Below are 15,501 nucleotides of genomic sequence, written 5' to 3'. Positions count from 1 at the left end.
TTAATTTGGTTTCGTGTAGTAAATTTCAAGTCTCAGTCTTTTATCCTCTGCAACAGAAGATTTCCCTCCATACAGCACGGTACCTAATGGCCCCATAACCGAACCTCTTGGCGCTTCTGAAATAACGCTGTTTTTTAATTTTAATTTATTTGATGTAATCACACCAATATCTTCTGTAACAACTAAACCTAATTTTACGTTTACAGCCGTTGCATCTTTTATAAGATTTCGAATATGATTTGTAATTCTAATTTTATACGATTTGCCTCGTTTTGTAGTTTCATCAATATTAATAATACCTCCGAAAACATATTTTGTAGCTTTAGGATCATTAGCCAAAGAACCAGAAGTACCGTCAGAATAGTCAATTAAAGGTACATTATTAGTCAAATCATACAAATAAACTCTTTTTGGTTCATCTGCCTGTAAATTGCCAGCGCCTTTCGCCGCCATTTTATCTGAATCAATATAGAAAACTAAATTCGCTTCATTAACAAGCCAATTTTTAGTTTTAATTTCAGCCAGCTTAGCTGCGAAACCACTCAATTCTATTACCGCAACCGATCCTTGACCACCTTTAATATAAAGACTCTCATCACCCTCTGTCCTATTTATATTTGACTCACTTATTGCATTAGCATAATTTGCGCTCTTGGCATCTTGCTGAAGACTTGCGGTTGCACCAGTCAAGTTAATCACAATGCTCTTCTCCTCCAATGTTCCATCAGGATCGGTAGTAATTGCAGTTTTAGCCTTATACTTAATGGTAATTTTACCTGCTTTTGCAAAATCAATCAAAGCTAAATTTACTGGATATGCTCCTGATCTTGCTACTTTGAAATATAATCCTCTAAACCAATCTTGGAATAAAGTTGGTGTTGCTAATTTTTCCGCAGGAGCCTCAAGAATTTTTTCTTTAAAAAATTTAGTATCCAACATTAAGCGCATTTCCGGAGCCACTTTCGATAAAGTTGCTTTTCCGTTAGCATCTACAGTCTTGTCTGTTATTTCAGCACTATCGAAAAAGAATTCTGTGTTTTGGGCTTTTTTAGTTGAAGTATTAAGTTTTGCACCAATATTTCCATCAAAATCTGCATCATTTTCACTTGTATAATAGAGTTGAGGCAATTGCGTACCATTTTCAAAAAAACTGTTGCGCATTACGACTTTAGACTCATATACACTTAAATCAAGTTTTCCTTCTGCAGCTCCAAAAATAGAATCTAATTCATATGTACGCTTACCGCTAGCGTCAGTAGACTTAACATGACTAAAATAAGGAACACTTAAATACACACTATCAATAACAGCACCTTCACCAATTGTTGGAGCATACTCTGCCAAAGCCACTTGAGTAACATAATTTCCTGTTGTGGTACCCAAAACCGGATTATCATAAATACCCAAAGCATTTGTCGCCAATCCGTTTGACTGAACCGGTGTTACTTCTTGATTGTAGGCTAAAACATCATATTTCTCCGGTGTCAAATCAAAGTGATTATCTCCGATTAACTCATCACCTATCGCATTAAAATCTCTATCACAGGAATATAAAAAAACAACTGTTGCCGCTGTTAGAATTTTCTTAATAAAAGAAGTATTGTACATGTTTAAATTTAAAATTAATTAAAGACCCATTTTTCTGTAGAAATTTGTATACGCTTCAGCGAATGCATCTTTCGGGCCGAAAGGTAAAAAAGGTTTTCCTGAAGATTCTATAAATTTTGTTAAACTTGGGGAAACATTTTCAGACGCAATAATTACAGCATCTGAATGTAATATACTTGCTTTTAATATATTCTCGTAATTAGGAACTTCCAAGTCAGAAACAGATTCATGAGGCACACCGTCAAATTTAACTTTGTTGATCATTTCCATATCTAAATTTTCATCGAAAGACTGTCCGTAAACCGATGTAACAATTTTAGTTTCAGAAAACAAAGCTTCATTTTTATAATAATGCTTCATATATATAGGAAGCATCGCTGCAAGCCAACCGTGAACGTGAATAATATCTGGAACCCAGTTCAATTTTTTAACTGTTTCAACAACTCCTTTAGCAAAAAATATGGCGCGCTCATCATTATCAGGATACAATGCGCCTTCTTCGTCTGCAAAAGTTGCTTTACGTTTAAAATACTCATCATTATCAATAAAATAAACCTGAATTCTCTCTTTAGGAATTGAAGCAACTTTAATAATCAATGGCATATCTAAATCATTCACTACCAAATTCATTCCAGAAAGCCTGATCACTTCGTGTAATTGATGTCTTCTTTCGTTGATATTTCCATATCTTGGCATGAAAATTCTTATCTGACCTCCTTGATCGTTAATCATTTTTGGAACGTCATACGACATTAAAGAAACCTCATTTTCAGCCAAATAAGGCACGACTTCAGATGATACATATAATATCCTCTTATCTTTCATAATAGTATTTTACTTAATTTTTGGTAATAAAAACGTTGCAAAATTACAAAATTTTATGCAGTTTATAACTAATATATTATGTTTGCACTAAATTTTAATAATACCGCCATGCATATTTTTTACGGTAAAGTAGCTCTGATAGCCTATTTAAAAACTATCAAAACAGCAAATTCTACAATCGGATTTGTACCAACCATGGGGGCTTTACACCAAGGGCATCTAGCTTTAATGCAGCGATCACTTAAAGAAAACAACGACACTGTTGTAAGTATTTTCGTAAATCCGACTCAGTTCAATAATCCCGAAGATTTAGAGAAATATCCTCGCACTCTTGAAGAAGATGTGAAAAAAATGAGAGGATTAAGTGACAAAATAATTTTATATGCTCCTTCTGTCGAAGATATTTATGAAGGAAACACAACTTCACAAACATTTGATTTTGACGGATTAGAAAATCAAATGGAAGGAAAATTCAGACCAGGTCACTTTAACGGAGTGGGAACTATTGTAAAACGTCTTTTTGAAATCGTAACACCTACCAATGCATATTTTGGAGAAAAAGATTTTCAACAGCTTCAAATTGTTAAAAAACTAGTCGAAAAAAATAATTTGCCAGTAAATATTGTTGGCTGTCCAATTTTTAGAGAAGAGAACCTTTTAGCGATGAGCTCGCGAAATGAACGCCTTTCTGTTGAGGAAAGAAAAGAAGCTTCAATTATATACAAAGTAATTACCGAGGCCAAAGAAATATTCCAGAAAAGCTCTCCAGAAGAAACCATTAAATTTGTCGAAGATGCTTTCAAGGACAATCCAAGATTTGAACTTGAATATTTTGTAATTGCTGACGAATCTACATTATTACCTATTGATCATAAAATTATAGACAAAAAGTACCGTGCATTTATAGCGGTATTTGTTAATTCTATAAGGTTAATTGACACCATTTCATTAAATTAAATTACCTTTGCTGCATGCAAATTCAAGTTATAAAATCAAAAATTCATCGAGTAAAAGTTACTGGAGCTGATTTAAATTATATTGGCAGTATTACTATTGATGAAACTCTTCTAGAGGCCTCAAATATTATTGAAGGCGAAAAAGTATCTATTGTTAACATTAATAATGGCGAACGCTTTGAAACTTATGCTATAAAAGGTATAAAAAATTCAGGCGAAATCACTCTTAATGGCCCGGCCGCAAGAAAGGTTCAAAAAGACGACATCATTATCATTATATCCTATGCAACCTTGGAATTTGAAGAAGCTAAAACCTTCAAACCATGGATCATTTTCCCAAATGAAAATGATAATTCGCTGACATAAACCGTATTTTACGCTTACTTTCAATCTTAATTTGTCAAAAATATTTTGCACAAACAGATTTTCTTTTGCCTTAAATCAAAAAACGAATTAAGCGTAGGAAATCATTGCTTTTTTTTCAATCCCAAAATATCTAAAAGCAAATAAAGTATTATATTGCCATACAATTTTCAATACTTTTTAACTCACTGAAATGCCACAAATCATGAAAAAAGTTTACCTGCTGCTGACATTCATTTCCATTTCTGTTTTTTCTCAGAAAAAATTCGACAATATTCAGTCTGAAAAACTGGGAGAAGAAAGACGAATAACAATTGGACTTCCTCCTTCTTACGATGAGAAATCAGATAGAACCTATCCTGTTTTATATCTTTTGGATGGAGATTATTTGTTTGATCCATTTTCTGGAGCAGTGAGTTATGGTTCTTACTGGGATGATATTCCGGAAATGATCATTATTGGAATTCATCAAAACAAAAATGGTGAGCGTGAAGACGATTCGACAATTGATCAAAATGAAGGTCTTCCGTTTGAAAAAGGAGCGAAATTTTTTGAATTTATAGGTGCCGAATTAATTCCGTACATCGAAAAAAAATACCACACTGCGCCTTTCAGAATTATTGCAGGTCATGATATTACAGCGAGTTTTGCTAATTTTTATTTGTACAAAGAAAATCCGATTTTCAATGCATACATCTGTTTAAGTCCTGAACTTGCACCAAAAATGGAAGTTCGAATAGCTGAAAAATTTGCAAAAATCCAAAAACCGATATTCTATTATCTTTCTGCAGGAGAAGGCGATATTAAAAAAATAAAAGAGCCAATTGAAAAATTGAACAGCAATATTAAAATCGCTAATAATCCGTTAGTAAATTATAAATACGACGTATTCAAAAACGCAACACATTATACCGAGGTTCTCCATTCGATTCCGAGTGCTTTGTACCAAATTTTTGAATCTTACAGACCAATAAATTCTGCTGAATACAATGATAAAATTGCCATTCTTGAGACAGGTTATGCCGATTATCTAGAAAAGAAATATGCAACGATGTCAGAAATATTAGGCTATCAAGTTCCTGTCAGAATGAGCGATTTTAAAGTAATTGAAAACATTATTCTAAAGAAAAATGCTTACGATGAGTTAGGAAAAATGGCCGAAATTGGAAATGTAAATTATCCGAAAGCCATGTTGGGAGAATATGAATTAGGCTTGATGTACGAAAAAATGGGCGATCCTAAACATGCTTCAAAAAAATACCAAAATGCCTCTCAAATGGAGCCAATTGGAGATTTGAACAAAGACATGATGTATGAGAAAATTGACGAAATGAATACGCTTTCTAAAAAAAGTAAATAATGTCAAAAGTTAAAACTTCTTTTTTTTGCCAAAATTGCGGTACCCAATATTCTAAATGGCAGGGACAGTGCAACGCATGCAAAGAATGGAACACAATTGCTGAAGAAATAATTCAGAAGCAGGAAAAAGTGGCTTGGAAAAGCGAACCAACTTCGTCAAACAAAGCGCCAAGGCCTTTAAAAATTGATGAAATTGATTCGGCTCAGGAAATTCGCATGGATACTACTGACGGCGAATTGAATCGAGTTTTAGGCGGTGGCATCGTTCCAGGATCTTTAACCCTTTTGGGTGGCGAACCAGGAATCGGAAAAAGTACACTTTTACTTCAAATCTCATTAAAATTACCTTATAAAACTTTGTATGTTTCTGGAGAAGAAAGTCAGAAACAAATAAAAATGCGTGCCGAAAGAATCACGCCAAACAGCGACAATTGTTATATTCTGACAGAAACTAAAACACAGAATATTTTCAAACAGATTGAAGCGATTCAGCCCGAAATTGTAATCATCGATTCAATTCAGACTTTGCATACCGATTATATTGAATCGACAGCCGGAAGCATTTCTCAAATTAGAGAAACAACTGCCGAATTGATAAAATTTGCTAAAGAAACCAATATTCCGGTTATTTTAATTGGGCATATTACAAAAGACGGAAATATTGCCGGACCAAAAATTTTGGAACATATGGTTGATACCGTTCTTCAGTTTGAAGGTGACAGAAATCATATCTATAGAATTTTACGCTCATTGAAAAACCGTTTTGGTTCCACTTCTGAACTCGGAATTTATGAAATGCTCGGGAGCGGTTTGCGCGAAGTAAGCAATCCATCAGAGATTTTAATTTCGCATAAAGACGAAGAACTATCAGGAACCGCAATTGCCACAACTCTTGAAGGCATGCGCCCATTGATGATCGAAATTCAATCGCTTGTAAGTACAGCTGTGTACGGAACGCCTCAAAGAAGCACAACAGGCTACAACGCCAAAAGACTAAATATGATTTTGGCTGTTTTAGAAAAAAGAGCTGGATTTCGCTTAGGTGCAAAAGACGTTTTCCTAAATGTAACTGGCGGAATTTCTGTAGATGATCCCGCAATTGACTTAGCTGTTGTTGCCGCTATTTTATCATCAAACGAAGATATTCCGGTTGGAAAAGGTTTTTGTTTTGCAGGCGAAGTTGGATTATCTGGTGAAATTCGTCCAGTAAACCGAGTTGACCAGCGCATTCAAGAAGCTGAAAAATTAGGTTTTGATACGATCTTTGTTTCTAAATACAACAAAATAGCTTTAAAAAATACAGGAATCAAAATTGAACTTGTAGCAAAAATTGAAGATGTTGCCAGTATTCTTTTTGGTTGATTTCTGATAAAAATACCACTATGAATTTTCCAAAACAAAAAATATTCAAAGCTCTAAAAATACTTGCTGTAGTATTGATTTTGCTTTGCATCGGTTTATACTTTTTTCGCAATTCACTTTTAAAACAAGCAATTGCAAAAGTTACCCATAAAATGGCGGTTGATTATAACAGTGATTTTTCTATTAAAGAAGCTTCGTTCGATGGCTTATCGAGTATAAAGTTGACTGATGTTGTTTTAGTTCCAAAAAACGCAGACACACTTGTAAAAATTGAAAAAATCGAAACAAGCATCAGCTTAAGCAATTTATTAATTGGCGATGTTCAAGTTGGGACTTTAAAAGTGAACAACGGCTACATTCAATTAGTAAAAAAGGGAAAAATCAGAAATTTTGATGCTTTCTTAAAAAGAAACAGCGATGATTCTGAAAAAAGCGAAAAACGTAAATATGGCGCTTTTGCTTACCGGATTATTTCAAAATTACTCAATCTGGTTCCGACCGATATGAATTTGGAGAACTTCCAATTCAAAATTGATGACAACGGAAAAAAGACAAATATTGCAATCAATAAACTTGTTTTAGACAACAAACAGCTCGAAACCAATATTCATGTTGTGAGCAAAGATTTTGACCAAAAATGGAATCTAAAAGGCTTTGCAGACCCAAGAAATCAAAAAGCTGATATTCGTTTTTTTAATCTAGACACTGGAGCGATTAAAGTTCCTTATCTTGATGAACGATATAACCTAAAAGCTAGTTTTGATTCGATCCGATTAAATGTCGAAAAAATTGACAAAAGCGGCAGCGAACTTCATATTGACGGCTTTACTTCGATTACCAATTTAAAAATCAATCACCCAAAAATCGCCAGCAAAGATGTTGTCATCAAAAATGCGCGTTTTGATTATCGGTTTTTATTAGGGGATAGTTTTATTTCTATTGACAGCACTTCGACCATGCAGTTAAATAAAATAAAAGTACGCCCGTATATTTCTTACGACACTGAAAAAGACACTGTTTACACATTGAAAGTAGATATTCCTAAGATGAATGCCCAGGATTTTATCGTTTCGCTTCCTGATGGTTTATTTACACATTTTCAAGGAATGCAGGCAACTGGAAATTTCGATTATAAACTAGATTTCAAATTCAACAAAAACAAGCCAAATACACTTGTTTTTGACAGCAAACTAAACAAAGAAGATTTAAGAATTACCAAATACGGTGAAGCCGATTTAAATAAATTAAATGGCGAATTTGTATACCGCGCGATTATTCAAAACGTTTTGCAACGACCAATTTTAGTTGGAAATGCAAATCCGAATTATACGCCTTTAGACCAGATTTCACCTTACTTAAGAAAATCTGTTTTAACAACAGAAGATCCGTCATTCTTTTCACATCGAGGTTTTATAAATGAAGCTTTCAAACAGTCGATTCTAAAGAACATAAGAACTAAAAAATTCTCGCGCGGCGCCAGCACGATTAGTATGCAGTTGATTAAAAATGTGTTTTTAACCCGAGAAAAAACGCTTTCGCGAAAGCTTGAAGAAATCCTATTAGTTTACATTTTAGAAAACAACCGAATTGTAAGCAAAGAAAGAATGCTCGAGGTTTATTTCAATATTATTGAATGGGGACCAAATGTTTACGGAATTGGCGAAGCGAGTCATTTTTATTTCCAAAAACCTCCATCAGCATTAAATGTTGATGAATGTTTGTATTTGGCAACAATTATTCCGAAACCAAGAAAGTTCATGTATCAGTTTAATGATCAAGGAAATTTGAAAGATTATGCATTAAAGAATCAGAAGTTCTTAAAGAATTTAATGTTCCGCCGTGGACTTTTAGTTCCTGAAGATACACTTGGACAGTTGCCGGTTTATATTTCAGGAACTGCGCGTTCTTTAATTAAAATCAAAGCGCCGGATTCAACTGCGGTCAAAAATGATTCTTTGCCTGTTGATGATGAGTTTGATTTGTAGATTTGTCACAAATACACTAAGTCATTAAGATTTTACTCTCGCAAAGACGCAGCGTCGCAAAGTTTTTCTATAGCCCCTAGCTTTAGCTAGGGGAATAAAATTAAAACAGAAAAGGGCTTTAGCCAAACTAGTAAAAGTTTGGCTAAAGCCCTTTTATTTATGTTTATATTTCCATCCAGCTGAAGCTGGACGCTATTGAATTTAATAGTTAAACTTTGCGACGCTGCGTCTTTGCGAGATTAAATAAACATTTGTGTCTTTGCGCCATCGTGGCAAATAAATTTAAGGCGCCGGATCAGGAATAATTGCCTGAACAGCATCAATCTCAGCAAGAATTTCTTTAGAAAGCACTATATCAATTGTATCAATATTTTCTTTTAATTGTTCCAATGTTGTAGCGCCTATAATTGCACTTGTCAAAAATGGCTGTTGCAATACAAATCCCATTGCCAATTGCGTTAACGTTAAGCCATGTTTTTTGGCAATTTCCTGATACAATTTTGTCGCTTGCGTACATTGATCGCTATTGTAACGTTTGTATTGCGGAAAAAGATTGATTCTCGCTTTCGGGTGGCTTTCTCCAGTTAAAAATTTCCCGGTAAGAACACCAAATGCTAATGGCGAATAAGCTAACAAACCCACATTCTCATATTTTGAAACTTCTGCAGCATTGACTTCAAAAAGTCGGTTCAATAAATTATAAGGATTTTGAACGGTTTTAATTCTCGGCAGATTTTGATATTTACTCTCTTCTAAAAGACGCATCATTCCCCATGAATTTTCATTTGAAACTCCAATATGTTTGATTTTCCCTTCTTTAATTAATCCGTCAAATGTCTCCAGAATTTCTCTGAAATTATCTTCCCAAGCATCATTATGACCGTGAAAAGCGCGCTGTCCAAAGTTATTTGTCTTTCTTTCTGGCCAATGCATTTGGTACAAATCAATATAATCGGTCTGAAGTCTTCTTAAACTGTTTTCAACAGCGAATTTTATACTTGCGGGAGAAAAATCTAATTTCTCTCGCATATATCCAAAACTCGCATTTGGACCCGCAATTTTTGACGCCAAAACCACTTTATCACGATTTCCTGATTTCTTGAACCAAGTCCCGATAATTTTTTCTGTACTTCCGTAAGTCGCCTCACTTGCCGGAACGGAATACATTTCGGCAGTATCAAAAAAATTAACACCTCTTTCAAGCGCATAATCCATTTGTGCGTGACCTTCAGCCTCTGTATTCTGTTGACCAAAAGTCATTGTTCCGAGATTGATTTTACTAACTTTTATATCAGTGTTGGGTAATGTAGTGTAGATCATTTTTTTTAGTTGCTAAGGTTCTGAGATACTAAGATGCTAAGTTTTTTTCTTTTCTTAAATTATAGTTTCAAAGATACAACGGGATTCTTCAAATGAAAATAGTACAGAAGTTAAAAAATCTACAAGATTTTTTTGAGATTCTGAGATGCTAAGGCTTTATTTTTGGAGAAAAAAAAGGGTTCAAAGCAAAACTTTGAACCCTTTTTTAAATCTTAGCATCTTAGAACCTTAGTATCTCAGAATCTTAGTTAATGCTATTAAGCATTTCAGCAATCTCATCTAATCTTGGTGTCAAGATAATTTCGATTCTACGGTTTTTAGCTTTTCCTTCTGGAGTCGCGTTGCTTGCCAAAGGAGAAAATTCGCTTCGTCCTGCTGCAGTCAATTTTTGTTTGTTGATTTTAGCATTTTCGCTTAAAATATTTACAATCGCAGTAGCTCTTTTAGTCGATAAATCCCAATTGTTTGCAATTGGTCCTGAACCAGCATATGGATCATCATCTGTATGACCTTCAATCAAAACCGAAAGATCTGGATTGTCGCCCAAAACTTTTCCAAGTTCTACAACTGCTTTTCTTCCTTCAGTTCCAACCGCCCAGCTTCCTGAATTAAAAAGTAATTTGTTTTCCATAGAAACATATACTTTTCCGTTTTTCTGTTCTACAGTCAAACCTTTTCCTTCAAAACCATTTAAAGCTTTAGATAAAGTTTCTTTTAGTTTGCGCATCGATTCTTCTTTAGCAGCAATCATATCTTCAAGCTCTTTTAATCGGCTTGCAGTTTTATCTAGACGAGCTTGTTCATCGGCCAATTTTTTAGATTTAGCTTCTAATTGTGCCAACAAATCACGGTTTTTCGCCATGTTGCTTTCTAATGCATCATTGCTGTTTTTCTCCAATGCATTATAAGAATCCTGTAAAACTTTGTATTTTTTTTGCTCCGCTGCTAGATCAGCTTTTTGCTTTGCAAGATCATCTTTTGTGCTTGCCAAATCTTTTGTCAGTTTATCACGATCTAATTCTAATTGATTTTTTGCGCTTTTCAATCCAGCGTTTTCATCGGCAATAGAACGGTTTTCTTTTTTTAAATCTGAATATTTTGTTTCAAGATCGTTATAAATCTTTTTGGATACACACGAAGTTGCAGACAAAGCTAAAACTACTAATCCGATGGAGGCTTTTTTAATCATTTTACTTTTTAGTTTTTATTTGGGGCTATATTAATAATTCACATTTTCTTGTTACCTAGAGGCCCTAGCCCTGATGGAAACGGCATCCTTTTGTGGCGGGGTTCGCCGCAAAAGATATAGTGTACAGCAGGAAACAGCTCCTAGAACAAAATCTATACATTGTTAACAAGAACAATACCAAACTTTACTCGATTTCGACTAAAACTGGGCAATGATCTGAGTGAACAGCATCTGGAAGAATGACAGCGCGCTTTAATCGATGTCCCATCGAATCACTCACTAAATTGTAATCAATACGCCAGCCTTTGTTGTTTCCTCTGGCTCCGGCGCGGTAACTCCACCATGAATAATGATGCGGATCTTTATTAAAATGACGGAAACTGTCTATAAAACCTGATTTCATAAACGCATCAAGCCAAGCACGTTCTGCCGGCAAAAATCCAGAAACCGTTTTGTTGCGAACAGGATCATGAATATCAATTGCTTCGTGACAAATATTATAATCGCCACAGATAATCAGATTCGGAATCGTCTGTCTCAGTTCATTTATGTAGGTTTGAAAATCGTCCATAAACATAAATTTATGATCTAATCTTTCAATATTTGTCCCCGACGGTAGATATAAACTCATTACAGAGCAGTCCTCAAAATCAGCACGCAGGTTACGTCCTTCAAAATCCATATGATGAATTCCAGTTCCGTACACCACTGCTTTTGGCTCAATTTTCGACAAGATTGCAACGCCGCTGTAACCTTTTTTAGTAGCTGGGTAATAATATTGATATGGATAGCCCGCCGCCGTTATAGCTTCAACCGGAATTTGATCCTGTGTTGCTTTGATTTCCTGAAGACAGATTACATCAGGGTTTGCCTGCTGTAGCCATTCAATAAAACCTTTAGTTATTGCGGCACGAATTCCGTTTACATTATAAGAAATAATTTTCATCTTGCTATTTTTTTTTAGGATTCCAAATGTAATAAAAAAGTGGAAAGTTTATAATTGCATAAGGGAAAAGTAGAGTTTTTTGTTATCTTTGTTGGCTGCTCTAATAATTTAAAAATAGTACATGGGTTTAGTTACCGCGAAAGAAGTTGCAAAGGCAATAAATGTTGATAAGTACGGAGTATTCGGTACTTTTTCAGGCTGGATTCTTATGAAGGTTCTTAAGATCTCAACTCTTAATAAAATTTATGACCATAATAAACATTTAGAGGATGTTGCGTTTCTAAACGGAATTTTGGATGAGATGGAAATCAAATTTGAAATCCCGGAAGAAGATTTAAAACGTTTGCCAAAAGATGGCGCTTATATTACTATTTCTAATCATCCGCTTGGAGGAATTGATGGTATCTTACTTTTGAAATTAATGCTCGAGAGAGAACCAAATTTCAAGATTATTGCAAATTTCTTACTACATAGAATCGTTCCGCTTAAAAAATACATAATGCCGGTTAATCCTTTTGAAAATCATAAGGATGCAAAATCAAGTGTGGTTGGAATCAAAGAAACTTTACGCCATTTAAGCGATGGAAAGCCTTTAGGAATTTTTCCTGCCGGAGAAGTTTCAACGTACAAAGACGGAAAATTAATGGTTGATAAGCCTTGGGAAGAAGGCGCTTTGAAGTTAATCAGAAAAGCAAAAGTTCCTGTTGTGCCTATTTATTTTCACGCTAAAAACAGCAAATTATTCTATTGGCTTTCAAAAATTGATGACACTTTGCGTACAGCAAAACTTCCGTCAGAATTGCTTACGCAGAAAGACCGTGTAATCAAAGTTCGTATTGGAAAACCAATTTCAGTTAACGAACAAAACGAAATTGAATCGTTTGAAGAATACTCAGAATTTTTAAGAAAGAAAACCTATATGCTTGCTAATCCTTTTGAAAAGGATACCAAACTTATTGACACAGCAAGCTTAAAAATTTCAAAAGCACCTAAAAAAATCGCTACTCCAGCTAACGAATCAAAAATGATAGCTGAAGTTGATGCTTTAAGAAATAGTGATTGCCGTTTATTACAAAGTAAAAACTACGAAGTATTTTTTGCCAGAGCAAAATCAATTCCTAATATTCTACATGAAATTGGCCGTTTGCGTGAAATCACTTTCCGCGAAGTTGGCGAAGGAACAAACGAATCGATCGATTTAGATCAATACGATCAATATTATCACCACATGTTTTTATGGGATGATGACACTAAGAAAATCGCCGGAGCTTACCGAATGGGATTAGGCTCTGAGATTTATCCGAAATATGGAATTGAAGGTTTTTACCTAACAGATCTTTTTAGATTTGAGCAGGAACTTCACGATATGATGCACAAATCTATTGAAATGGGACGTGCCTTCATCATTCGCGAATATCAGCAAAAACCAATGCCATTATTCTTGCTTTGGAAAGGAATCATTCACACCACTTTACGTCATCCAGAGCATAAATATTTGTTAGGAGGCGTAAGTATCAGCAATCAATTCTCTGATTTCTCTAAATCATTGATGATTGAATTTATGAAGTCGAATTACTACGATCCTTACATTGCACAATATATTCATCCGAAGAAAGCTTATAAAGTAAAACTGAAAGATGCTGATAAAGACTTTATTTTTGATGAAGCCGAATCTGATTTGAACAAATTTGATAAGATAATTGACGAATTAGAACCAGGAAATTTACGTTTGCCGGTTTTAATCAAAAAGTACATCAAACAAAACGCGAGAGTTGTTGCTTTCAATGTCGATCCGTTATTCAATAATGCCGTTGATGGCTTAATGTACATCAGAATTGCTGATATTCCTGAAAGCACGATGAAACCAGTAATTGAAGAGTTTCAAATTGAATTAGAGAAAAAGCTCTCTGAAAAAGAAGATTAAATTGCAATTGCTATAAAAAAAATCCCATCCGTGAAAACAGATGGGATTTTTACATATTTATAAGTTAATTAAAACCAGCCTCGATAACCTACTTGATAAGTCTGATAAAACTCTTCGTCTGTTTTTGTCAAATACAAAATTCCTTCAATTATACCAATCACACCACCAACACCGCACATTAAGCCCAAAAGTAAATGAATAATTCCTTCTTTTGTATAACCTAAATAAAATTTATGAATCCCAAAAACACCAACTAAAATAGCCAGAATTCCTGCTGAAATTTTTTTATTTTCTTCTCTTGGCCTCGATGGGGTATTCCAAGCCTCATACTTTGTATTTTCCATTTTTTATTAGATTAATTAAATCCTACTCTTTTAAGGATTTTCGGCCGCTCCTTTTCGAAAATATTGTTAAAAATCTGATAACAATATTAAAAAAAAATAACTTTAAAAACTAATCTCATCCATCAAACTTACAGAAAATACTTATTATTAAATTCGCTTAAAAGCTATAATAAAGCAAAAAGCGGTTAAAATTATGCTTTGAAAGCTCCATTTGAATAAATCTCTTTGATTTTATCGACAATTACCTGAGCCAAACGTTCATGACTTTCAAAAGTCCATCCTGCAATATGAGGCGTGAGTAAAACATTTTTAGCTTCCAGCAAATATTGAAATGCTTCTGGCGTGTTTTTATCTTGAAATAATGTTTCGAAAGATAATTTTTCATACTCCAAAACGTCCAAACCTGCGCCTAAAACCTTTTTAGACTTCATAGCTTCAACTAAATCTGCCGTAACGATATTTTTACCGCGTGAAGTGTTTATGACCCAAAATGGCTTCGAAAATGCGTTTATAAAAGTTGCATCGACCATTTTATCCGTTTCTGGCGTCCAAGGCAAATGAAGACTCAAAACATCAGCTTTTTTTTGCAGCTCCTGCAATGAAACTTGTTTGGCATTTTCATCACCAATATTTTCTAAAATATCATAAAACAAAACCTCCGTATCAAAACCGCGTAGTTTTTTAGCAAAAGCTTTTCCCATATTTCCGTAACCAATAATTCCAACCGTTTTTCCGTCTAATTCATGACCGCGATTGCTTTCACGGTTCCACTGCCCGGCTTTAATCTCGGCATTGGCCTGATTTAAATTATTAAAAAGCGATAATATTACGCCTAGAGAATGTTCTGCAACAGCATTTCTGTTTCCTTCTGGAGCCGCGATTAAGTGAATTCCTTTTGTTTCCGCATAATCACAATCGATACTTTCCAAACCTGCTCCTACTCTTGCTATAAATTGCAAGTTAGTTGCACTATCTAAAAAAGTCTTATCGATCTTGAAACGGCTTCGAATTACAATTCCGTTATAATCTTTAATTTTAGCTTCGATTTCTTCTTTCGAAGATTTAAAATCGGTATGATTCTCAAAACCCGCTTCTTCTAATTGATTCCATAAAATAGGATTATTACTGTCTATGTGAAGAATTTTTACACTCATTATATTTTGAATTTTATAAGTACAAAAATACAGTTAATTTAATATTCCATCCCTATTAAAAACCGCTATATCGCTTCGACTTTGTGGCGAAACTTTTTTATTGTTCAGATTTTCTTTAACTTTGAAAATACAAGCCTTCGAAGAAATTCCTTCCTTTTTAAATCTT

At 34.3% G+C, this 15,501-nt stretch carries 13 protein-coding genes; 6 read left to right on the top strand and 7 right to left on the bottom strand.

Annotated elements, in window-relative coordinates; all coding sequences use genetic code 11:
• Both EV145_RS20755 and EV145_RS20750 read right to left on the bottom strand, forming a co-directional pair.
• Complete coding sequence (locus tag EV145_RS20755) at positions 1–1,608, bottom strand: DUF4270 domain-containing protein (RefSeq protein WP_133527103.1); 1,608 nt, start codon at positions 1,606–1,608, stop codon at positions 1–3.
• Positions 1,609–1,626: 18 nt separating this feature from the next.
• Positions 1,627–2,433 (bottom strand): glycogen/starch synthase, encoded by an 807-nt coding sequence (locus tag EV145_RS20750; protein ID WP_133527102.1) that lies wholly within the window; start codon positions 2,431–2,433, stop codon positions 1,627–1,629.
• 78 nt (positions 2,434–2,511) lie between these two features.
• On the opposite strand from EV145_RS20750, the gene panC reads away from it, so the two are divergent.
• From panC to EV145_RS20725, 5 genes are all read left to right on the top strand, one after another.
• On the top strand, positions 2,512–3,390 hold the full coding sequence (panC, locus tag EV145_RS20745; protein WP_133527101.1) for a pantoate--beta-alanine ligase: 879 nt from the start codon (positions 2,512–2,514) through the stop codon (positions 3,388–3,390).
• A gap of 14 nt (positions 3,391–3,404) precedes the next feature.
• Positions 3,405–3,755: an aspartate 1-decarboxylase gene (gene panD, locus EV145_RS20740; RefSeq protein ID WP_035652866.1), complete on the top strand. Its 351-nt coding sequence runs from the start codon at positions 3,405–3,407 to the stop codon at positions 3,753–3,755.
• Positions 3,756–3,957: 202 nt separating this feature from the next.
• Positions 3,958–5,112, top strand: a complete 1,155-nt coding sequence (locus EV145_RS20735; RefSeq protein ID WP_133527100.1) for an alpha/beta hydrolase — start codon at positions 3,958–3,960, stop codon at positions 5,110–5,112.
• Positions 5,112–6,473 (top strand): DNA repair protein RadA, encoded by a 1,362-nt coding sequence (gene radA, locus EV145_RS20730; protein WP_133527099.1) that lies wholly within the window; start codon positions 5,112–5,114, stop codon positions 6,471–6,473. The genes EV145_RS20735 and radA overlap by 1 nt, the downstream gene beginning before the upstream one ends.
• A gap of 20 nt (positions 6,474–6,493) precedes the next feature.
• The gene (locus EV145_RS20725) at positions 6,494–8,458 is read left to right on the top strand and encodes a transglycosylase domain-containing protein (RefSeq protein ID WP_133527098.1); all 1,965 of its coding nucleotides are present in this window, start codon (positions 6,494–6,496) and stop codon (positions 8,456–8,458) included.
• A gap of 282 nt (positions 8,459–8,740) precedes the next feature.
• Here EV145_RS20725 and EV145_RS20720 read toward each other — a convergent pair whose 3' ends face one another.
• From EV145_RS20720 to EV145_RS20710, 3 genes are all read right to left on the bottom strand, one after another.
• Complete coding sequence (locus EV145_RS20720; protein WP_133527097.1) at positions 8,741–9,778, bottom strand: aldo/keto reductase; 1,038 nt, start codon at positions 9,776–9,778, stop codon at positions 8,741–8,743.
• A gap of 244 nt (positions 9,779–10,022) precedes the next feature.
• Positions 10,023–10,967 carry an OmpA family protein gene (locus EV145_RS20715; protein ID WP_133527096.1) on the bottom strand — a complete coding sequence of 315 codons (945 nt, stop codon included), beginning with the start codon at positions 10,965–10,967 and terminating at the stop codon, positions 10,023–10,025.
• A 184-nt stretch (positions 10,968–11,151) separates the two neighbouring features.
• Positions 11,152–11,913, bottom strand: a complete 762-nt coding sequence (locus EV145_RS20710) for an exodeoxyribonuclease III (protein WP_133527095.1) — start codon at positions 11,911–11,913, stop codon at positions 11,152–11,154.
• 121 nt (positions 11,914–12,034) lie between these two features.
• Between EV145_RS20710 and EV145_RS20705 the strand changes: the two genes are divergently transcribed.
• Positions 12,035–13,837, top strand: a complete 1,803-nt coding sequence (locus EV145_RS20705; protein WP_133527094.1) for a GNAT family N-acyltransferase — start codon at positions 12,035–12,037, stop codon at positions 13,835–13,837.
• Positions 13,838–13,905: 68 nt separating this feature from the next.
• Here EV145_RS20705 and EV145_RS20700 read toward each other — a convergent pair whose 3' ends face one another.
• A complete protein-coding gene (locus EV145_RS20700) occupies positions 13,906–14,181 on the bottom strand; it encodes a TM2 domain-containing protein (protein ID WP_133527093.1) in 276 nt (91 codons plus the stop codon).
• Positions 14,182–14,372: 191 nt separating this feature from the next.
• Positions 14,373–15,335 carry a 2-hydroxyacid dehydrogenase gene (locus tag EV145_RS20695; RefSeq protein WP_133527092.1) on the bottom strand — a complete coding sequence of 321 codons (963 nt, stop codon included), beginning with the start codon at positions 15,333–15,335 and terminating at the stop codon, positions 14,373–14,375.
• Positions 15,336–15,501: the final 166 nt, after the last annotated feature.

Source organism: Flavobacterium sp. 245, from assembly GCF_004362055.1.
Taxonomy (GTDB): Bacteria; Bacteroidota; Bacteroidia; order Flavobacteriales; family Flavobacteriaceae; genus Flavobacterium.
Note: the sequence above shows the minus strand (reverse complement) of the source record. Positions and strands in the feature narration are given on the sequence as shown.